Origin of the sequence: Sphingomonas sp. MMS24-J45 (genome assembly GCF_044881195.1) — a bacterium.
GTDB lineage: Bacteria > Pseudomonadota > Alphaproteobacteria > Sphingomonadales > Sphingomonadaceae > Sphingomonas.
The window spans coordinates 3,345,287-3,365,487 of the sequence record NZ_CP173255.1 but is presented as its reverse complement, the minus strand read 5'-3'; the positions used below and the strand labels follow the sequence as shown (position 1 = coordinate 3,365,487).

The following is a 20,201-nucleotide window of genomic DNA, read 5'->3' as shown; positions in this document are numbered from 1 at the left end:
GTCCGCATCGCCAATTCCCTCAAATTGCCGCGAAATCCAGCCCGATATCGGCCGCCGGAGCCGACTGCGTCAAGCGTCCGACGCTGACAAAGGTCACGCCCGTCTCGGCGATCGCGCGGATCGTGTCGAGCCGCACCCCGCCCGATGCCTCGGTCGGCACGCGCCCGGCGACGATCCCCACCGCCTCGCGCAACGTCGGCGGGTCCATATTGTCGAGTAACAGATGCGTCGCTCCCGCCGTCAACGCCGGTTCGATCTGGTCGAGCGAATCGACCTCGACGATGATCCGTTCGATCCCCGCCGCCACCGCACGCGCGACTGCCGGGCCGACGCCACCCGCAACGGCAACGTGATTGTCCTTGATCATCGCGGCGTCCCACAGCCCCATGCGATGGTTGGTCGCCCCGCCCATCCGCGTGGCGTATTTCTCGAGCACGCGGAGACCGGGGATGGTCTTGCGCGTGTCGAGCAAAGTGGCGCCGGTGCCAGCGATGGCATCGACATAGGCACGCGTCATCGTCGCGATCCCGGAAAGATGCTGTACGGTATTGAGCGCCGAGCGCTCCGCCGTCAGCATCGCGCGGGCGAGGCCGTGGAGCCGCAGCAGATCGGTCCCGGCGGACACGCTCTGCCCATCCTCGACCAGCCGTTCGATCACCACCTCAGGATCGAGCGCGCGAAAGAACGCTTCTGCGATCGGCAAGCCAGCGACGACGATCGCGTCACGGCTGTCCATCGTGCCGGTGAAGCGCGCGTCAGCCGGTATGACGGCGGCGGACGTGATGTCTCCGCCGGGGCCGAGGTCTTCGGCGAGCGTGGCGGCGACGAAGGCGGGGAGGTCGAAACGGTCGAGGGCGAATGTCACCACCTCAATCCCCCGTGACCCGCACCGGCCCCAAATCGCCCATCCCCACCGTGCCGCTCGCCATCGCGAGCATCGCGTCGAGGCTCTTCTTGGCTTGCAGGCGCAGGCCCTCCTCGATCTCGATCCGGGGGGTCAGGTCGCGCAGCGCGACGTAGAGTTTCTCCAGCGTATTCAGCGCCATGTACGGGCAGATGTTGCAGTTGCAATTGCCGTCCGCGCCCGGCGCGCCGATGAAGTTCTTGAGCGGTGCCGACTTCTCCATCTGGTGGATGATATGCGGCTCGGTCGCGACGATCAGCGTGTCGCCGGGCATCTGATCGGCATAAGCGAGGATGCCGCTGGTCGATCCGACATAATCGGCGTGATCAAGGATGTAGGGCGGGCATTCCGGATGCGCGGCGATCGGCGCGCCCGGATATTGCAATTGCAGCTTTAGCAATTCGGTCTCGCTGAAGCGTTCGTGCACGATGCAAACGCCCGGCCAGAGCAGCATCTCGCGCCCGGTCTTGCGCGCCAGATAGCCGCCGAGATTCTTGTCCGGCCCGAAGATGATCTTCTGGTCGAGCGGGATTTGGCTCAGAATCTTCTCGGCCGAGGAGGAGGTGACGATCACGTCGCTGAGCGCCTTCACCTCGGTCGAGCAATTGATGTAGGTCAGCGCGATGTGATCGGGATGCTGCGCGCGGAATTCCGCGAACTTGTCGGGCGGGCAGCTATCCTCCAGGCTGCACCCGGCGTCCATGTCAGGGAGCACGACGATCTTGTTCGGCGACAGGATCTTGGCCGTTTCCGCCATAAAGCGCACGCCGCAGAAGGCGATGACGTCCGCATCGGTCGCCGCGGCCTTTTTTGACAGATCGAGGCTGTCGCCGACGAAATCGGCGAGGTCCTGGATTTCGGGCTTCTGGTAATAATGCGCGAGGATGACCGCGTTGCGTTCCTTGCGCAGCCGATCGATTTCGGCCCGCAGGTCCAGCCCGGTCAGGCTCCCGCCGATACCATTACGTGCGTCCATCGTGCTGCTCCCGCGTTTGCGGGTGTCACATGGACGCGGGCGCGCCTGCGATCAAGGGTGCCGCGGGAATGGCGGGAACGCGAGCGGCGCGATCGCCGCACCCGGCGTGCCCGCCGTTACCGCTTCGTAGATCGATACGCCAGTCGCGCTATGGCTCAGGAGTTGGACGAACACGAGCGTCCCCAGCACGATCACGCCAATGCCCCAGCCCCAGGCTGGATGAACGCGTCCGGTGCGGCGCCAATCGGCAATCACGCCGACCACGGGAAAGATCATTACCGCCGCGAACGTCGCCTCATAGGCCCAGGGAATCAGCAAGGGCAGCGGGAGCAACCGCCCGTAAGCCGGCCCCATCAGGATCGCCATGCCGCAAAAGTGCAGCCGCCGGTGCCAGTCGGTCTGCCGCCGCAGCACGATCGCCGCGGCCGAAAGGCCAGCGAAGGAAAAGACCGAAACCGGGTCCAGGATGAGGAATTGCAGCGGCGTGAAGAAGAACGGCGTGCGCCCCTCCCGCACCATCGCCAGCGTGACCGCGCAGCCCAGCACGCACATCGCGACGATCCACCCCGCCGCGACCCACCCCAACCGCCGATGCAGTGCGATCGACCCGCTCGCGACCAGCACATTCTGCGTCACATAGATCGCGACCCAGCCCATGAAAACGATGGCATGGGCATGGACCAGCGGCGGCGATGCGGCGAAGCTCGACCGCCCCATTGCGAGTTGCAATGAAAAGCCCGCCACGATGACCAAGGCCATCGCGATCGCGCTCCACAGGAAAAAAGGTTCGCCGCGCACCTGCGTGCCACGCGCTGTCGCTATCGTCGCCATGCTTGCCCCCCGACCGCCATGTAACCGTGGCAGCTGTAGCGGAAAAACGGAAACGAAACAAATCGAAAGCCCGGCTTGCTCAGCCCGCTTGCGAGCCATTCGCTAGCGTGCAAGCTTGCTGCGGATGGCATCCCACCCCACGACCCGGCCAAGCGATCTTTGGGGTCAGCCGCGTGGCTTATGGGTGCTTGCCGGGACCGAGCTCTGGGACCGTATCTCCTTCCACGGGATGCAGGCGCTGTTGGTGCTCTACATGGTCGGCGCGTTGCTGCTGCCGGGGCATGTCGAGCATGTCGCGGGTTTTGCGGGCTTTCGGAATCTGGTCGAGCGCCTCACCGGGCCGCTGTCGGTGCAGGCGCTCGCGGCGCAGACCTTCGGGCTTTATGTCGGGCTGATCTATTTCACGCCCGTGATCGGCGGATGGATCGGCGACCGGCTGACCGGGCGGCGCGTCGCGGTGGCGCTCGGTGCGCTGTTGATGACCGCGGGGCATTTCGCGCTGGCGTTCGACGTCACGTTTCTGCTTGCGCTCCTCCTGTTGATCCTTGGCGCGGGGCTGCTGCGCGGCAATCTCAGCGCGCAAGTCAAATCGCTCTATGCCGATGGCGACCGGCGCGAGGCCGATGCGTTTCAGCTTTACTATGTCGCGATCAATATCGGCGCGTTCATCGCCCCGATCATCACCGGCGCGCTGGCCGCGGTCTATGGCTGGCACACCGGTTTCGGCTTTGCCGGGTTCGGGATGCTGATCGGGTTGATCGTCTATCTGGTCGGGCAGCGCCATTTGCCCGCGGACACGGCGCGTGTAGCCGTGGTCGAGCGCGCACCGCTCACCGGCAGCGATTGGTCGCGGATCGGCGGACTGGCGATCGTCTTCCCGGTGCAGATCTGTTTCTGGATCGCACAGAGCCAGGTCTGGAACGTCTATAATCTGTGGGTGCGCGATCATTTGAACCTGCGCGTCGGCGGGTTCATCGTGCCGGTGCCGTGGCTGCAGGCGCTCGATGGCGTCGCGCCGATCCTGGTCATGCCCGCGTTTCTCGCTCTGTGGCGCTGGCAGGCGAAACGTGGGGCGGAGCCCGACGATATCGGCAAGCTGGCGGTCGGCTGCGGGATCTTCGCGCTGGGCACAGTGTGGCTCGCCGCAGCGCCATTCGTGTCGGGCGCAGATGGGCGCGCGCCTCTGCTATGGGCGGTGGCGTTCCATCTCATCTCGAACATCGGCTGGCTCTATTTCACGCCAATTTCGCTCGCGCTCTATGCGACCAAGTCTCCGCCGTCGCTGCGCGGCACTCTGGTCGGCATCAATTATCTGTCGACCTTCTTCGCCAGCATCATCAGCGGGCGGATCGGCGGCTTTTACGAGACAATAGACCCGACGCGCTTCTGGCTGATGCACGCCGCGATCGTCGGCGGTGGCGGGTTGGCACTGGCGCTCCTCGCACGGCCGCTGCGAAAGCTGCTTGCCGCCTAAGCTATCAAAGACGGTTGCCGAGCACCTCAGGGATCGAGCGGGTGGTGTCCCACCGCTCGCCATCGCCCTTGCGCTCGAACGGGAAGCTGATCGCCACCTCGACATCATCCTGCTTCGCGGCGGCCAGCGCCCCCTTCAGCAACGTCGAGAGCCCGCGCCGCGCGCTTTCCCGTGCCGCGGCGAGGTGCTCCGCTTTCTGCCCTTCGGTCTGCGCATTGGCTTGCGCCTTGACCGAGATGGTCCGGGCCAGCGCCACCTCGGCCCCGCGCGTCACCCATACACCGCTGGTCTGGTTGATCGTCATGCGGCTTTCATCGACATTGGCCCGCGCGACCGTCACGTCGGGGACCTCGACCGTCAGGCGACGACGGCGCTCGTCCCACTGATATTTCCGCAGCCCCAGCGTGCCGAGATCCACGAAATAATCGACCGTGAAGGGCACCTTGACCACCTTGGCCGAGGTCAGCCACCCGCCCATCCGCACATCGCGCGCGGTGACCTGTTCGGTGCCGGACAGGGTCGCGACTTTCAGCGCCGTCGTCTTGGCAAAGGTCGTCTGTACGATCCGGTCGATCGCTTCGCGGTCGTCATTCTGTTCGACGACATAATCGGTGCGATAGCGGTCATAGACGAGCTTGATCGCAAAGAGCGCCGCGATCAGCAGTGCGAGCGCAACCGCGATCTTGATCGGCGATCGTTCGACCGTCATGCCGCCGCCGACCACAAGGCGGCATCGCCCGTCACCAACGCGCGGTCGCGCAAGTCGATCAGGTGCGCGAGTACCGACCGCTCCGCCGCCGGGAACAGCCGCGGATCGAGGCCGACATACATGCGAGCGACCATGTCGGGGATCGTCGCGGGGGCGCTACGCAGCAGACGCAGGATCTGCCCCTCGCGCTGTTTGCGATGCCCGAGCATCCCGCGCACCAGCCGCTGCGGATTTTCGACCGGATCGCCGTGGGCGGGATAATACACGCGGTCGGTGCGTGGCATCAGCTTTTCGAGGCTCGCCATATAGGCCGCCATGTCGCCGTCGGGCGGGGAGACGATGCTGGTCGACCAGCCCATGACATGATCGCCGGTGAACAGCGCCCCTGCCCCATTCTGCGCCTCCGGCAGCGCGAAGGAGAGATGGTTGGAGGTGTGGCCGGGGGTGGCGAGCGCGGTGAGCGTCCAGCCGTCGCCGCTCACGCTATCGCCCTCGGCCAGAATCCGGTCCGGCGCGTAATCACGGTCGAACGACGCGTCCGAGCGGATCCCGGCGTCGTCTAGCGCGAGTGGCGCACAGCCGACGATCGGTGCACCCGTCGCGGCGGCGAGCGGGCGCGAGGCGGGACTGTGGTCGCGGTGGGTGTGCGTGATCAGGATCGCGCGGACTGGGCGCCCGGCGATCGCGGCGAGCAGCGCTGCGATATGGTCCGGTGTCTCGGGGCCGGGATCGATCACCGCCAGATCGGTCGTGCCGACCAGATGCACTTGCGTGCCGGTATGGGTGAAAGGCGACGGGTTGGGCGCAAGAACGCGCGACACGAGCGGTTCGAGCTGCTCGGGGACGCCGGGGAGTTGCGCGCTCATGGGGTGCGAGATGGCGGGTCGCGCAGGGATTGGCAAGAGCAACCCTCCCCCGGGTTGTCCGGGGGAGGGATCGTTCTGTCGGCCCTACTGCACCCTTGCCAGATCGCTTTCGACTTCCTTGATCGCGGTATCAATGCCTTCCAGCGCGTGCTTGCGCGCTTCCGCGCTCATGTCCGTATCGCTCAGCATCCGAGCGCGCGCATCCCGCAGGCCGCTCAGCGCATGAGCATAGGCGTCACGCTCGATATGCGCGCTGTTTGCAGCCATCGCAGCGCCCTTGCTGGCCGCAGCGGCGATGCGATCGTTGCAGATGATGATGCGCCGCCCACCAGCAGACTGCTCCTTGATCACCATCTTGCCATCTGCCCCGACGGGACCACAGGCCCGCGAAGAGATTTGCGGCATCGGCGGCAGCGGGCGCATCGCTGCCAGTGCGGGCATCGGTGGTACTGCTGGCATGGGCGGTATTGTGCGCATCGGCGGTACCGGCGCGATCTCGCCGACCATGGTATAGCTGCCGTCGCGGTTGAGCTTCACGTAGCGGCCATAGCGGACGATGCGCTTGCCGTCCTTCGTCACGGTAACCGTTGTCGTCGTGGTGCGCGCCTCACCCGGCGCGCGGGCGGAAGCTTCGGGCGGGGTGGGTTCCTCAGGCGCAACCGGAGCCACGCTCGATGGCGGCAGCGGCTGCTCGGGAGTCGACGGCGCAGGGGACGCAACGCGCGGTGGTTGCGCATCGGTGGTCGTGCGTGGCGGGACCGGCGCTGCGGGCGGAGCGAACGGCGCGGCCGCGCTCTGATCCAGGCTGGCGAGATCGACGCCGGTCGCGTTTTCGACCGTGCTGCGCACTTTGGTGACCGCAGCGGTGCCCGAGGCGGTCAGGCCCAGTCCGGCGGCGGCGCACAGGCTCAGCACCCCTGCCCCAGCGATCAGCCGCGCGCGCGACGTCTTGGTAGTGGTCAGCATCCTCAGTCTCCCTTTTAGGTCGTCGATGGTATGGAGGTGGCACGTCGCGGAAACGGTGCCGCTCAGAAATGTCGGGTGCGCGGCTTTCAGGATCGCGCAGGCATAGCTGTGGCGCAGCATCGGGTTCATCCCCGCCAGCACGCGGGCATCATTCGCGATTTCCTGGTCGGCCCGGAAAGCGCGAAACGCGCGCCAGGCCACCGGGTTGAACCAGTGCAGCGCCAGCACTACCAGAGCGATCCAATTGGCGATCAGATCACCGCGGGCGTGGTGGCCGAGTTCGTGCGCCAGCGCCAGATCGCGCTCGTCCGCGTCATACCGCTCGGCAAAATCGCGCGGGAAGGCGACGTAGCGGCGCATCACCCCGAAGGCGAGCGGGCCGCTCGCGGCGTCGGTTTCGATGATATGGACGCCGGCCTGTTCGGTGCGATTGTGCGCCCGGTTGAGCAAACGGCGGCAGAAGCGGTGGTGCGCCAGCGTATGCCAGCCGACGAACGCGACCGCCCCCAGGCCCCACAGGACTGCCAGCGCGGGCACCAACACCGGTTCAAGCGTCGGCAAGGTTGGCGCGGCCGCTTCGGTGACCGGGGCGACGAACAGGACCGCCATCTGCTCGGTGGCCCGCTGCACCGGTGCCACGGCAGCCGCCTGCCACCAGGATGCAGGCAACGGAGGCAATACGAGACGCAATACGGGGAGCAACCACAACGCATAAGCGATCTGCGCACCGAAGGCTTTGCGCACCGGTCCGCGCAACAGCAGCACCGCGATCATCAACACAGTGGAGGCGATCAGCGCCTCGATCAACCAGGCGATCATGCCTTCAGCCCCTTCAACAGCGCCTCGATCTCAGCAATATCCTGCGCGCTCAGTTCGTCACGCTCCGCCAGATGCGCGACCAGCGGGGTGAGCTTTCCGCCGAACAGCCGGTCGATCAGTTTGCGCGATTCGCCCGTGACATAATCCTCGCGCTGCACCAGCGGACGGTAGCGATAGCGCCGCCCATCCTCTTCATGCGCAATGACTTCCTTGGCGAGCAGCCGGCCGAGCAAGGTCTTGACGGTGTTCGCGGACCAGTCCCGCTCGGGCGGGATCCGCTCCGCCACGTCCTGCGCCGTCAGGGGGCTTTCGTCCCACAACACTTCCATCACTGCATGTTCGGCATCGCTGATGCGTTCGGCCACGAGTCGCTCTCCGTAATGACTACGCCTGTAATCGTACCGATTACGGCTGTAGTCAAGTGTGCCCTTTGGCGATCCGCCAACTCCCGATACGTTGGCGCAAAAAACAGGAGTTGGATGTGACTTTCGAGACTTTAGCGAGCGGCCTGCGCTTCCCCGAAGGCCCGGTGGCGATGCCCGATGGCAGCGTCATCCTGGTCGAAATCGCCGCTGGCCGCATCACCCGCGTCTGCCCCGACGGATCGACCGAAACCGTCGCCGAGCCGGGCGGCGGCCCCAACGGCCTGGCGATCGGCCCCGATGGGAAGCTCTATTGCTGCAACAATGGTGGCTTCAATTATGTCGATCATCCGGCCGGCCTGCTGATCCCGCACGGTCAGGCCGACGATTATTCGGGCGGGCGGATCGAACGGATCGACATCGCGACCGGCGCGGTCGAAATCCTCTACAAGGACGGCGATTTCGGCTGCGTGCTGCGCGGGCCGAACGACATCGTGTTCGATGCGTACGGCGGCTTCTGGTTCACCGACCACGGCAAGAACCGCCCCCGCGAACGCGATATCACCGGCATCTTCTACGCGCACGCCGATGGCAGCCATCTGGAAGAAGTCGTCTTCCCGAGTGAAAACCCCAACGGCATCGGCCTCTCGCCCGACGGCAAGCGGCTTTATGCGGCGGAGACCTATACCTGCCGCCTGATGGCGTTCGACGTGACCGCGCCGGGAAAGGTGGACCAGAGCGTCGGGCTCGCCGGGCTCGGCATCCCGCTGTATCGCCCGTCCGGCTACAAATTCTTCGATTCCCTGGGCGTAGAGGCGAGCGGCAACATCTGTGTCGCGACGATCGGCGAGAGCGGCATCTCGGTGATTTCGCCCGCCGGGGAGCTGGTAGAGTTCGTGCCCACGCCCGACCCGTTCACCACCAACATCTGCTGGGGCGGGGCGGATCTGCGCACCGCCTACATCACGCTGTCGGGCACCGGGCGGCTGATCAGCATGAAATGGCCGCGTCCCGGCTTGGCGCTGGCCTATTGAGCAGCGCCCCGCTACGGCAGCGGGATGATAAGACACGGCGAACGACATCTGGTCCAGCGCATCGGCTGGCTCCGCGCGAGCGTGCTTGGCGCGAATGATGGGATCGTCTCGACCGCGAGCCTGATCGTTGGGGTCGCCGCCGCCGCGCAGAGCCAGAATGCAATCCTGCTGACCGGCATCGCCGGGCTGGTCGCGGGTGCAATGTCGATGGCGGCGGGCGAATATGTCTCGGTCAGCTCGCAAGCCGATACCGAAGCGGCGGACCGGGCGCGGGAGGCGGCCGAGCTGGAGGAAGACCCCAAGGCCGAAACGCACGAGCTTGCGGCCATCTATCGGCAGCGCGGGCTCGACCGCGCGCTCGCCACGCAAGTGGCCGAGCAATTGATGGCGCACGATGCGCTGGGTGCGCACATGCGCGACGAGCTTGGCATTCACGAGGCGATGGTCGCGCGCCCGGTGCAGGCCGCGCTCGCCTCGGCGGCGAGTTTCGCGGTTGGCGCGATCCTGCCCGTGCTGATGGCGTTCCTGTTCCGTGGAACAGCCCTGATCGAAGCGGTGGTGGTGGCGACGCTGGTGCTGCTCGCGGTGCTTGGCGGGATCGGCGCGCGGATCGGCGGGGCGAACATCTGGAAGGGCGCAATCCGCGTCCTGTTCTGGGGCGCGCTGGCAATGGCAGTGACCGCCGGTATCGGCCACCTGTTCGGCGCAAATATCTGACCTTGTGGGACAGGGCACTGGGCTTGCCTTGACCGGCAACCCCTCCCCGCCCTAATCGGCGCGCACATCCGAAAGGGACCCGTCCGATGCGCAAACTCTATCCCGACGCCGCCGCTGCTCTCGAAGGGCTGCTCCATGACGGGATGACGATCTGCGCTGGCGGCTTCGGCCTGTGCGGCATCCCCGAACGCCTGATCGACGCGATCCGCGATGCAGGAACCAAGGACCTCACGATCGCCAGTAACAATGCCGGCATCGATGGCGAGGGTCTCGGCAAGCTGCTCCGCACGCGCCAGGTCAAGAAGATGATCAGCTCCTATGTCGGTGAGAACAAGGAGTTCGAGCGGCAGTATCTGAGCGGTGAGCTCGAGGTTGAATTCTGCCCGCAAGGCACGCTCGCCGAACGCTGCCGTGCAGGCGGCGCAGGTATCCCCGGCTTCTACACCAAGACTGGCGTCGGCACGCTGGTCGCCGAGGGCAAGGAAGTGAAGACCTTTGACGGCGAGGACTATATCCTCGAACGCGGCATCCGCGCCGATCTGTCGATCATCAAGGGCTGGAAGGCCGACGAGAGCGGCAACCTCATCTTCCGCAAGACCGCGCGGAATTTCAATCAGCCGATGGCAACCGCAGGCCGCATCTGCGTCGCCGAAGTCGAGGAAGTGGTCCCGGTCGGCAGCCTCGACCCCGACTGCATCCATCTGCCCGGTATCTATGTGAAGCGCATGGTCATCGGCGCGCCATACGACAAGAAGATCGAATTCCGCACAGTGCGTGAGTCGGCGTGATGGGTTTGGCGAGCCACGCCGCTTCCGCTCCCCTCCCGCGTGCGGGAGGGGCTGGGGGAGGGAATGGCCAGCGCTCGGTCGCCCCAACATCCCCTCCCCTAACCCCTCCCGCGCGCGGGAGGGGAATAGTCGCGCTCATCGCGCTCGCGCTATCATCTTGCGCGGCGGGACCACTTACCGCAGTTCGACATACTGGCGACGTGGCGCCTATCGAGCATGGCGGCTGGATACCACCCGCCCCAACCGTTCCAACTGGCATCCAATATCTCTACGGCTCGGGCGAAGCCGCCGCAGCCTCGCAGCAGACGTGGCGCGCGATCGTTTCCTACGTCGCACGCCAGGTGGCGACGCCACCGGAGAACTCGGTCGTGCTCGCCCCCGACGCCACGCTCGCGGCGCCGAAATGGGTGCCGTGCGGCACGAAGCCGAAAGCGGTCGTATTCGATGTCGACGAAACCGTCCTCCTCAACAGCGGCTTCGAATATGACGAGGCGCTCCACCCCGGCCGTCCCTATGACGAAAAGCGCTGGCAGGCGTGGGAGCGGACCGGCGGCGGCAAGGTGCTCCCGACGCCCGGATCGGTCCGCGCGTTAGGCACGATCCGCCAGATGGGCGTGACGGTCATTTTCAACACCAACCGTTCTGCCGCCAATGCCGACGCGACGCGGGCCGCGATCGAGGGGGCCGGACTAGGCCCGGCGATCCACGGCGAGACGCTGTATCTGTCCGGCGACGATGCAATGGGTAGCAAGAAGGACGGCCGCCGCGCGACGATCGCCGCCAAATATTGCGTCGTGGCGATGGGCGGCGATCAGCTTGGCGATTTCAGCGACCTGTTCAACGCCCGACTCGCCCCCACCGCGCGGCGCAGCGCGGTGCTGACTGAACCGCTGATCACGGTGTTCGGCTCGGGCTGGTTCACTCTGCCCAACCCCGCTTATGGCACCGCACTGAAGGGCGGGGTCGATGATATCTTTGCCCCTGCGCAGCGCTGGACCCCAACGGAGGCTAAACCATGAAAAAGCCCGTCCCGATCGACTTGCAGCCTTATGCCGGGATGCTGGGCGATGCGCGGGAATTCCTGCGCGTCTGGGCGATCAAGGACGGCCCCACCACCTGTTTCATCAATCCCGTGCCGATCGGTCCCGATCCCTTCGCCCTGGGCATCGCCTTGGTTGACGTCGTCCGCCACGGCGCGCGCGCGTATGCGCAGGCGACCGGGATCAGCGAGGCCGAGGCCGAGGCGCGCATCTGGGAAGGGCTTGACGCCGAACGCGGCAACCCGACCGATCCCGGGCATCAGCTCGATCCCGACGATGCCGACGACGGCATCATCAGCTACCTACCGAACAAGGATATCCATTGATGGCCTGGACTCGCGACGAAATGGCGGCGCGTGCTGCGCGGGAATTGCAGGACGGCTTCTATGTGAACCTCGGCATCGGTATCCCGACGTTGGTCGCCAACCACATTCCGCCTGGCGTCGAGGTTACGCTGCAATCGGAAAACGGGATGCTCGGCATCGGCCCGTTCCCGCTCGCCGGTGAGGAAGACGCCGATCTGATCAATGCCGGCAAGCAGACGATCAGCGAGCTTCCGCAGTCGGTCTATTTTTCCAGCGCCGACAGCTTCGCGATGATCCGCGGCGGGCATATCGATCTGACCGTGCTCGGCGCAATGGAAGTCGCCGAGAATGGCGACATCGCCAACTGGATGATCCCCGGCAAGATGATCAAGGGCATGGGCGGCGCGATGGATTTGGTCGCGGGCGTGAAGAAGATCATCGTCGTGATGGAGCACACGTCGAAAAACGGCGACCCGAAGTTCATCCCGGCCTGCACGCTGCCGCTGACGGGCAAGAACGTCGTCGACATGATCATCACCGATCTCGCCGTCTTCCAGCGGCCCGACCATGCCTCGCCCTTCCGCCTGGTCGAAATGGCGCCGGGCGTCACCGCCGACGACATCGCCGCCAAGACGACCGCGAAGTATATCGCTTGAAGCGCCGGATCGTCGTTGCGCTCGCCCTGCTGCTGATGGTGAGCCTGGGGTCCGCTGCGGCGCTGACCTCGCCACCGGGGCTGCTCAGCTTCCTAGACAAGGTGATGGGCGGCGGCAACGGCGTGGAGCGCGTCGGCAAGGATCTGGCGTTCGGGGATCACGGCCAGACGCTCGACGTGTGGCGTCCGGTCGGGGCGACGGTCAAGCGGCCGGTGCTGATCTTCTGGTATGGCGGCGGCTGGGCCAAGGGGAACCGCCGTGCCTATGGGTTCGCCGCCCGCGCCTTCGCCAAGGCCGGTTTCGTCGTCGTGGTGCCGGATTACCGCAAGGTCCCGCAAATCCGCTTCCCGGCGATGCTGCAGGATGGGGCGGACGCGGTGAAGTGGACCCGTGACCATGTCGCCGAGTTCGGCGGCGATCCGGCGCAGATCGTGCTGTCGGGGCATTCGGCAGGCGCTTACACTGTCGCCATGCTGACGCTCGACCAGCGCTGGCTGCGCGCCGTCGGGGTGGATCCGCGCATCGTCAAGGCCGCAGCGCCCTTATGCGGGCCGTATGATTTCTACCCCTGGACCTCCGATCGGGCGCGCGAGGCGTTCAAAGGCGTGGCTGATCCGGCGATGACCCAGCCGATCACCTTCGGCCGCGCGGATGCGCCGCCGATGCTGCTCGTCACCGGCACCGCCGACACCACCGTGCGCCCACGCAACGCGATCCGGCTCGGGGCGCGGTTGAAGGAGTTGGGTGCGCCGATCGAAGTGAAGAATTATCCGGAGCAGACGCACGAAGGGATCGTCATGGCGCTGTCGGTGCCGTTCCGCGAGCGCTCGCCGGTGCTGGCGGACACCACGGCCTTTCTGAAGGCCAAACTCGGCGACGCGGCACCCGCGCAATAAACGGCGGGTCTGCCCTTGCAGGAGCGCATCTTTTGGTTAAACCGCCCGAATGTCCAGCCGTCCGCGCACCCTGTACGAAAAGATCTGGGACGATCATGTCGTCGAACGGCGGGATGATGGCACGTGCCTGATCTATATCGACCGGCATCTCGTCCATGAAGTGACCAGCCCGCAGGCTTTTTCGGGTCTACGCGCCAATGGCCGCGCGGTGCGCCGCCCGGATCTGACGCTCGCGGTGCCCGACCACAATCTCCCCACCACCGCACGGCGTGATGCCGCTGGCCAGCGGCTGCCGATCGCCGATGCCGAGAGCGCCGCGCAACTCGACGCGCTGGAGCGCAATACGCGCGACTTCGGCATCGACTATATCGACGCCGCGGCGCCCGAACAGGGCATCGTCCATGTCGTCGGGCCGGAGCAAGGCTTTACCCTTCCCGGCACGACACTCGTTTGCGGCGACAGCCACACTTCGGCGCATGGAGCGCTCGGCGCGCTCGCTTTCGGGATCGGGACGAGCGAGGTCGAGCATGTGCTCGCGACGCAAACGCTGCTGCTAACCCCGTCCAAGACGATGGAAGTGCGCGTCGATGGCACGCTCGGCTACGGGGTCAGCGCTAAGGACGTGATCCTCGCGATCATCGGCAAGATCGGCGCGGCCGGCGGCACCGGCCATGTGATCGAATACACCGGATCGGTAATCCGCGCGCTGTCGATCGAAGGGCGCCTGACCATCGCCAATATGTCGATCGAGGGCGGCGCGCGCGCTGGCCTGGTCGCGCCGGACGAAACGACTTTTGCGTATCTCAAGGGTCGTGCGATGGCCCCGGCGGGCGCAGCATGGGATCAAGCCGTCGCCTACTGGAGCACCCTGCCGAGCGATGCCAATGCACGCTACGATGCGCTGGTCACGCTCGATGCGACCGACATCGCGCCGCAGCTTACCTGGGGCACCAGCCCCGAAGATGTCGTGCCGATCACCGGCGTCGTGCCCGATCCCGACAGCTTCGCTGATCCGGCCAAACGCGACGCGGCGCGGAAATCCCTCGATTATATGGGCCTCACGCCCGGCACCGCGATGCAGGACGTGGCCGTCGATTACATCTTCATCGGCAGTTGCACCAACAGCCGGATCGAGGATTTGCGCGCCGCCGCCGAGGTGGCGAACGGTCGGCGGGTGGCCGACGGCGTCCACGCGCTGGTCGTTCCCGGATCGGGCCTGGTCAAGCGTCAGGCCGAGGCCGAGGGGCTCGACCGCATCTTCACCGCAGCCGGGTTCGACTGGCGCGAGCCGGGCTGTTCGATGTGCCTGGCGATGAACCCGGATAAAGTGCCGCCCGGACAACGCTGCGCTTCCACTTCGAATCGGAATTTCGTAGGACGTCAGGGGCCGGGTGCGCGCACGCATCTGGTTTCTCCGGCCATGGCTGCGGCGGCGGCGGTGACCGGGCGGTTGAGCGACGTGCGTGATTTGATGCTGCGTCCCAGAGGGGGGGATGGTCTATGAAGCGCGTTCTGGTTCTGCTGGTGCTCGGCACGCTCGTGAGCGGCATCGCCGCTTATGCTGCGACGGCCAATTCCATTCCGGTCGCAAAGACCTCCGCCAAATAAGCGTGGGCGCGGCTACGGCGCGCGGCTATCACGCGGCGATCCCGGAGAGAAACGTCATGAAGAAGCTGCTGTTCGCCACCCTCGCCGCCACCGCTTTGATGGGCCAGACCGCCGCGCCGAAAGCGCCCGTGCCGGTCAAGCTGATGCGGCTCGATTGCGGGTCGGTCGCGGCGAACGATCTCGACCAATTCTCCGACACGCGCGCCTATGTCGGGCAAAGCAAGCGGCTGACCGCGAGCTGCTATCTGATCAAGCATGGCGACAGCTATATGCTGTGGGACACCGGCCTGCCCGCCGCGATGAAGGGTAAGCCGATCGACCCCAAGGCGCCGATGGACGCGACCGTCACCGCGACGATCGTCGAGCAACTCGCAGCAGTGGGCGTGAAGCCCGAGCAGATCTCGAAGATCGGCATCAGCCATTATCATTTCGACCATGTCGGCCAGGCCGCCGCCTTTCCGGGCGCGACGCTGCTGATCGGCAAGGGTGATTTCGATGCGCTGAAGGCCGGGGCACCGGGCACCAGCAAGGTGCCGCTCGCGCCGTGGATCGACGGGACGGCCAAGGCCGATCCGGTCAGCGGCGATAAGGACGTGTTCGGTGATGGCAGCGTGACGATGCTCGATTTGCCGGGGCATACGCCGGGGCATCACGGGCTGCTCGTCCATCTGGCGGGCAAGGGCAACGTGCTGCTGACTGGCGATGTCGCGCATTTCCACGAGAATTACGACAGCGACGGCGTGCCCGGCTTCAACACCAACCGCGCCGACAGCATCGCCGCGATCGAGCGGTTCAAGGGCCTCGCCAGGAATTTGAAGGCGACCGTGATCATCCAGCACGACCCGCGCGACATCGCCAAGCTGCCCGCCTTCCCGAATTGGGCCGAATGATGCAGCCGGTCACCCAAGTCTCCGGCACCGCCTATCCGTGGGGCCAGAAGAATGTCGACACCGACGTCATCATCCCGGCGCACTGGCTGAAGACCGTCACCCGCGAGGGGCTCGGCAAGGGTGCGTTCGAGACCGTGCGCGCCGATCCGGCAAATATCTTCGACGATCCGCGCTATTCGGGTGCGCCGATCCTGATCGCGGGCGACAATTTCGGCTGCGGGTCTAGCCGCGAACACGCCGCCTGGGCTCTGGCCGACATGGGCATCACGGCGGTGATCGCGCCGAGCTTTTCCGACATCTTTTCGGGCAATGCCTTCAAGAACGGCATCGTCCCCGTCGTCCTGCCGCAGGAGGCGATCGACCGGTTGCTGGTCGTGGCGCAAGACCAACCGATCACCGTCGACCTGGAGACGATGACGGTGACGACCCCGTTTCAGGACCGCTTCGCCTTCGAACTCGACCCGTTCCGCCGTCAATGCCTGATGGAAGGGCTGGACGAGATCGGCCTGACACTGGCAAGGGATACCGCGATTTCGAAATACGAAGCCGGGGTAGCGACACACCGGTCGTGGATGAGCGGAGAACGGGCACATGCGGGCACTTCTGTCGAAAGCAGCGGGCGGACCTGAAACTCTAGTCCTGGATACCCTGCCCGATCCGGTGGCAGGGCCGGGCCAAGTCGTCGTCGCGGTCAAGGCGTGCTCGATCAACTATCCCGACGTGCTGATCATCGAGGACAAATACCAGTTCAAGCCGCCGCGCCCGTTCGCGCCGGGCAGCGAGATTTCGGGCGTGATCGAAAGCGTCGGGGACGGCGTGACCGACTGGGCGGTTGGCGACCGCGTCATCGCGACGACAGGATCGGGCGGACTGGTCGAGAAGATCGCCCTCCCCGCCGCCGCTTTGTTCCGCCTGCCCGAGGGGCGGACCTTTGCGGAAGGCTCCGCGCTGTTGCTGACCTATGGCACGACGATCCACGCTTTGCTCGATCGCGGACATCTGGCCGAAGGGCAGACCTTGTTGGTGCTGGGTGCGGCGGGTGGCGTTGGCCTCGCGGCGATCGAGCTGGGCAAAGCATTCGGCGCGCGCGTGGTCGCCGCCGTATCGTCCGAAGAGAAGGCGCAGGCCGCGCGCGATGCGGGCGCGGACGACACGATCGTCTATGCCCGCGCGCCGTTCGACAAGGACCAGTCCAAGGCGCTCGCCGAGCAGTTCAAGGCGGCGGGCGGCAAGGCGGGTTACGACGTGATCTACGATCCGGTCGGCGGCGATTATGCCGAACCGGCGCTGCGCTCGATCGGGTGGGAGGGGCGCTATCTCGTGGTGGGCTTCCCGGCTGGCATCCCGCGTTTGCCGCTCAATTTGACGCTGCTGAAATCGTGCGACGTGTGCGGCGTGTTCTGGGGCGCGTTTGCCGCACGCGACCCGCAAGCCAACCGCGCGCACATCGACCGCCTGTTCCGCCTCTGGAAAGACGGCAAGATCGCCCCGCGCGTGACCGAAACCTTCGCGTTCGAGGACGGCGGCAAGGCGATCGCCAAGATGGCGGCGCGCGGCGCGATCGGGAAATTGGTGGTGGAGGTGGCGGCGTAGGCCTCGCGTAAACGTCACACGAGTCGCACCATCGGGGGGTGGTGCGGCAGTCGGAGATGCCAATTTTGTGACTAAAGTCGCACAACATCAACGCCCTTTCCGGGGGCGTGGGTTGAGAGGTATGCCGACGGTTTGAAAGAGCGGATGGCGAGACTGACAGAATCGCGGCGTGTAGGACAGGTCTGATGTCCCTAGTTGGTGGATTTGAGATGGTTCGCTTCGGAAAGCCACCGCCGAAAGCTGACCTTATTTTGCAAAAATCTGCATAAGACAAAACCCTACACCACAGATGGTGCCGACTGCGCCAAGCGCGCGGATAGCTTTCGCACTCCGCAGATACCGATAGCTTTGATAAGTCCGCTGTTCCTCAAAATATCTATCATCCCCGGCCGCAATGCGCTTTTCCACAGCTTGGACATGTCGACGCGGGAACAAGAGCATCATGATGCACGGAAGCGTAATGAGGACACCGTAAAACAGCATTTCCATCTTTTCTCGTCTTGCCGGACCTTTGACGCGTATGGGGTAGCAGCGTTCGACTGTCTACGACGTCATCTAGGCGAAAGCAGATGGTCCAACTATCCAGCTTCCGCCACCCGCCCCCGCCACCCAAACCGCACCCACCCCGCGAACCCCAGCATCAACCCGGCAATTGCGCACACCCAAAGAGGCCCAATCGTCTGCCACAGCAAATACACGTTGAGCCCAGCGATCACCGTGCAGATCGCGTAGCCCAGCAGCTTCACCCACCACGGATTGGCATACTCCCCCATCCGCTTGGCGCTGCTCGTCACCATCATCAGCGGGAAGATCGCGAAGGGGAGCTGCATCGACAGCACGACCTGGCTGATCACCAGCAGTTCGACCGTGTCCTTGCCGCCGGTCGCCGAGATCACCACCAGCGCGGGCGCGATCGCCAGCCCGCGCGTCACCAGCCGCCGCAGCCACGGCGCGATGCGGATGCGCAGGAAACCCTCCATCACGATCTGACCCGCCAGCGTGCCGGTGATCGTGCTCGACTGCCCCGAGGCGAGCAGCGCGACCGCAAACGCCGTCGCCGCCACGCCGCCGAGTGCCGGGCGGAGCAATTCGTGCGCCTGGCGCAGATCATCGACCACCACGCCGCTGCGGTAGAACACCGCCGCTGCCAGCACCAGTATTGCGGCATTGACGAAGAAGGCAGCGCCGAGTGCGAGCACGGTATCGACGGTGTTGAAGGCGAGTGCCGCCTTGACGTCTCGCGTGCCCTTGCCGAATGCGCGGGTCTGCACGATCGCGCTATGCAGATAGAGATTGTGCGGCATCACCGTCGCGCCGAGGATGCCGAGCGCGACCAGCAAGGCGGCGGTGTTGGGAATGTCGGGCGTGACCGCGCCCAAAGCGACCGCGCTCCAATCGGGCTTGGCGAGCCAGATCGTATAGGCGAAGCACGCCGCGATCGTCGCGACCAGCGTCATCACCACCGCCTCGAGCTTGCGGAAACCGAGGTTGATCAGCAGCAGCAGGACGAGCACGTCGAGCCCGGTGACGATCACGCCCCAGACGAGCGGCAGGCCGAGCAGCAGGTTGAGCGCGACCGCCGAGCCGACCACTTCGGCCAGATCGCACGCGATGATCGCGATTTCGCACAGCAGCCACAAGGCGATGGCGACGGGTTTGGGGTAATAATCGCGGCACGATTGCGCGAGGTCGCGGCCCGTCACGATGCCGAGCCGTGCGCAGAGGATTTGCAGGAAGATCGCCATCAGGTTCGACGCGAGGATCACCCACAGCAAGGCGTAGCCGAACTGGCTGCCGCCGGCGAGATCGGTCCCCCAATTGCCCGGGTCCATATAGCCGACCGAGACCATGAAGCCGGGTCCGGCAAAACCGAGCCATTGCCGCCAGTTCGAGCGCTTTGCGTCGCCCGTCTCCCACACTTTCAGCGTGCGGTGCGCCTCGGGCAGCGACTGCGCGAAATCGGCCTCACCAGGGCGACGGAAGAAGCGGTTGTGCGTCGGTCGTTCGGGTCGTGTCGCCATGCTTGCGGTAACATCCCAAAGGGCGGGTCGATCCCCCGTCTATACCCGCTCGCGCTGATTGGGCCACGGCCAAGCCGCGCTTGGGGACGCTGCACGATTGGTTTTGACCGCTGGGCGTTGCGTCGTAGGGCGGGCGCGCTTATCTCAGGCACGACAATCGAATTGCCCCAGGGGACCGTTACATGAGCACCTTCGACGATCGCGAGCGCGCTTTCGAGACCAAATTCGCCCGCGACGAGGAAGTGGCCTTCCGCATCACCGCGCGGCGCAACCGCTTGCTCGGGCAATGGGCCGCGGGCCTGATGGGTCTCACCAAGGAAGAGGCGGATGCTTATGCCACCGCCGTCGTGCAGGCCGATTTCGAGGAAGCCGGGGACGAGGACGTGATTCGCAAGCTGGTCAGCGATCTGACCGCCGCGAACGTCGCGATCGACGAAGCCGCGATTCGCCGCGCGATCGAGGAACAGACGGTCGAGGCACGTCGCCAGCTGATGAGTTCCGAATAATGCCGATGGCTGGCGACGAGATCGCCGCGCTGATCGTGGCGGGCATTCCCGATGCCACGGTCGAGATGACCGATCTGGCGGGTGATGGCGACCATTGGGCGGCCCGCGTCACCGCCGAAAGCTTCCGGGGAATGCCCCGGCTGAAACAACAACGCGCGGTCTATGCCGCGCTCGGCGACCGGATGGGCGGCGTGCTCCACGCGCTGCAACTCTCCACCGCCGTACCGCAGGAGTGAAGTC

Annotated in this window: 23 protein-coding genes; 14 read left to right on the top strand and 9 right to left on the bottom strand. The window is 65.6% G+C overall.

The annotated features are described in order from the left end of the window. Positions 1 to 19: 19 nt before the first annotated feature. From nadC to AB5I39_RS16200, 3 genes are read right to left on the bottom strand one after another with little or no spacing between them, the layout of a single operon-like run. Entirely contained in the window at positions 20 to 865 is an 846-nt protein-coding gene (gene nadC, locus AB5I39_RS16210; RefSeq protein ID WP_404374201.1) for a carboxylating nicotinate-nucleotide diphosphorylase, read from the bottom strand. A gap of 4 nt (positions 866 to 869) precedes the next feature. Further along, complete coding sequence (gene nadA, locus AB5I39_RS16205) at positions 870 to 1,880, bottom strand: quinolinate synthase NadA (RefSeq protein ID WP_404369173.1); 1,011 nt, start codon at positions 1,878 to 1,880, stop codon at positions 870 to 872. A gap of 51 nt (positions 1,881 to 1,931) precedes the next feature. Next, positions 1,932 to 2,711 (bottom strand): hypothetical protein, encoded by a 780-nt coding sequence (locus tag AB5I39_RS16200; protein WP_404369170.1) that lies wholly within the window; start codon positions 2,709 to 2,711, stop codon positions 1,932 to 1,934. Positions 2,712 to 2,835: 124 nt separating this feature from the next. Between AB5I39_RS16200 and AB5I39_RS16195 the strand changes: the two genes are divergently transcribed. Then, on the top strand, positions 2,836 to 4,185 hold the full coding sequence (locus AB5I39_RS16195; protein WP_404369168.1) for a peptide MFS transporter: 1,350 nt from the start codon (positions 2,836 to 2,838) through the stop codon (positions 4,183 to 4,185). A gap of 4 nt (positions 4,186 to 4,189) precedes the next feature. Here the strand turns inward: AB5I39_RS16195 and AB5I39_RS16190 are convergent, their stop codons facing one another. The 4 genes from AB5I39_RS16190 to AB5I39_RS16175 form a co-directional block, all read right to left on the bottom strand. Next, a complete protein-coding gene (locus AB5I39_RS16190) occupies positions 4,190 to 4,894 on the bottom strand; it encodes a DUF4230 domain-containing protein (protein ID WP_404369166.1) in 705 nt (234 codons plus the stop codon). Next, positions 4,891 to 5,760 (bottom strand): MBL fold metallo-hydrolase, encoded by an 870-nt coding sequence (locus tag AB5I39_RS16185; protein ID WP_404369163.1) that lies wholly within the window; start codon positions 5,758 to 5,760, stop codon positions 4,891 to 4,893. Before AB5I39_RS16185 ends, AB5I39_RS16190 begins: the two co-directional genes overlap by 4 nt. A gap of 84 nt (positions 5,761 to 5,844) precedes the next feature. Further along, positions 5,845 to 7,545: a M56 family metallopeptidase gene (locus tag AB5I39_RS16180; protein ID WP_404369160.1), complete on the bottom strand. Its 1,701-nt coding sequence runs from the start codon at positions 7,543 to 7,545 to the stop codon at positions 5,845 to 5,847. Beyond that, positions 7,542 to 7,910 carry a BlaI/MecI/CopY family transcriptional regulator gene (locus AB5I39_RS16175; protein ID WP_404369157.1) on the bottom strand — a complete coding sequence of 123 codons (369 nt, stop codon included), beginning with the start codon at positions 7,908 to 7,910 and terminating at the stop codon, positions 7,542 to 7,544. Before AB5I39_RS16175 ends, AB5I39_RS16180 begins: the two co-directional genes overlap by 4 nt. A 116-nt stretch (positions 7,911 to 8,026) precedes the next feature. Between AB5I39_RS16175 and AB5I39_RS16170 the strand changes: the two genes are divergently transcribed. The 11 genes from AB5I39_RS16170 to AB5I39_RS16120 all read left to right on the top strand — a co-directional run bounded on the left by AB5I39_RS16170 (position 8,027) and on the right by AB5I39_RS16120 (position 17,434). After that, positions 8,027 to 8,941, top strand: coding sequence for an SMP-30/gluconolactonase/LRE family protein (locus AB5I39_RS16170; protein ID WP_404369154.1), 915 nt, complete (start codon positions 8,027 to 8,029; stop codon positions 8,939 to 8,941). Positions 8,942 to 8,965: 24 nt separating this feature from the next. Beyond that, on the top strand, positions 8,966 to 9,658 hold the full coding sequence (locus AB5I39_RS16165) for a VIT family protein (protein WP_404369151.1): 693 nt from the start codon (positions 8,966 to 8,968) through the stop codon (positions 9,656 to 9,658). A gap of 86 nt (positions 9,659 to 9,744) precedes the next feature. Further along, on the top strand, positions 9,745 to 10,446 hold the full coding sequence (locus AB5I39_RS16160; RefSeq protein WP_404369149.1) for a CoA transferase subunit A: 702 nt from the start codon (positions 9,745 to 9,747) through the stop codon (positions 10,444 to 10,446). Positions 10,447 to 10,571: 125 nt separating this feature from the next. After that, entirely contained in the window at positions 10,572 to 11,465 is an 894-nt protein-coding gene (locus tag AB5I39_RS16155; RefSeq protein WP_404374199.1) for an HAD family acid phosphatase, read from the top strand. Further along, positions 11,462 to 11,812: a DUF5076 domain-containing protein gene (locus AB5I39_RS16150; protein WP_404369148.1), complete on the top strand. Its 351-nt coding sequence runs from the start codon at positions 11,462 to 11,464 to the stop codon at positions 11,810 to 11,812. The genes AB5I39_RS16155 and AB5I39_RS16150 overlap by 4 nt, the downstream gene beginning before the upstream one ends. After that, the gene (locus tag AB5I39_RS16145) at positions 11,812 to 12,447 is read left to right on the top strand and encodes a 3-oxoacid CoA-transferase subunit B (RefSeq protein ID WP_404369145.1); all 636 of its coding nucleotides are present in this window, start codon (positions 11,812 to 11,814) and stop codon (positions 12,445 to 12,447) included. The genes AB5I39_RS16150 and AB5I39_RS16145 overlap by 1 nt, the downstream gene beginning before the upstream one ends. Next, positions 12,444 to 13,343: an alpha/beta hydrolase gene (locus AB5I39_RS16140; protein WP_404369143.1), complete on the top strand. Its 900-nt coding sequence runs from the start codon at positions 12,444 to 12,446 to the stop codon at positions 13,341 to 13,343. The genes AB5I39_RS16145 and AB5I39_RS16140 overlap by 4 nt, the downstream gene beginning before the upstream one ends. A 49-nt stretch (positions 13,344 to 13,392) precedes the next feature. Continuing rightward, positions 13,393 to 14,847, top strand: a complete 1,455-nt coding sequence (leuC, locus tag AB5I39_RS16135) for a 3-isopropylmalate dehydratase large subunit (RefSeq protein ID WP_404369140.1) — start codon at positions 13,393 to 13,395, stop codon at positions 14,845 to 14,847. A gap of 160 nt (positions 14,848 to 15,007) precedes the next feature. Further along, on the top strand, positions 15,008 to 15,841 hold the full coding sequence (locus AB5I39_RS16130; protein ID WP_404369137.1) for an N-acyl homoserine lactonase family protein: 834 nt from the start codon (positions 15,008 to 15,010) through the stop codon (positions 15,839 to 15,841). Next, the gene (gene leuD / locus AB5I39_RS16125) at positions 15,841 to 16,470 is read left to right on the top strand and encodes a 3-isopropylmalate dehydratase small subunit (RefSeq protein WP_404369134.1); all 630 of its coding nucleotides are present in this window, start codon (positions 15,841 to 15,843) and stop codon (positions 16,468 to 16,470) included. The genes AB5I39_RS16130 and leuD overlap by 1 nt, the downstream gene beginning before the upstream one ends. Beyond that, entirely contained in the window at positions 16,433 to 17,434 is a 1,002-nt protein-coding gene (locus tag AB5I39_RS16120) for an NADPH:quinone oxidoreductase family protein (protein WP_404369132.1), read from the top strand. The genes leuD and AB5I39_RS16120 overlap by 38 nt, the downstream gene beginning before the upstream one ends. 246 nt (positions 17,435 to 17,680) lie before the next feature. On the opposite strand, the gene AB5I39_RS16115 is transcribed toward AB5I39_RS16120, so the two are convergent. After that, complete coding sequence (locus AB5I39_RS16115; RefSeq protein WP_404369129.1) at positions 17,681 to 17,923, bottom strand: hypothetical protein; 243 nt, start codon at positions 17,921 to 17,923, stop codon at positions 17,681 to 17,683. An 89-nt stretch (positions 17,924 to 18,012) separates the two neighbouring features. After that, entirely contained in the window at positions 18,013 to 19,455 is a 1,443-nt protein-coding gene (locus tag AB5I39_RS16110) for an Nramp family divalent metal transporter (protein WP_404369126.1), read from the bottom strand. 182 nt (positions 19,456 to 19,637) lie between these two features. Between AB5I39_RS16110 and AB5I39_RS16105 the strand changes: the two genes are divergently transcribed. Together AB5I39_RS16105 and AB5I39_RS16100 are read left to right on the top strand one after the other, a co-directional pair. Next, on the top strand, positions 19,638 to 19,961 hold the full coding sequence (locus AB5I39_RS16105) for a DUF1476 domain-containing protein (protein ID WP_404369123.1): 324 nt from the start codon (positions 19,638 to 19,640) through the stop codon (positions 19,959 to 19,961). Continuing rightward, positions 19,961 to 20,197 carry a BolA/IbaG family iron-sulfur metabolism protein gene (locus tag AB5I39_RS16100; RefSeq protein WP_404369120.1) on the top strand — a complete coding sequence of 79 codons (237 nt, stop codon included), beginning with the start codon at positions 19,961 to 19,963 and terminating at the stop codon, positions 20,195 to 20,197. The genes AB5I39_RS16105 and AB5I39_RS16100 overlap by 1 nt, the downstream gene beginning before the upstream one ends. Positions 20,198 to 20,201 lie beyond the last annotated feature (4 nt).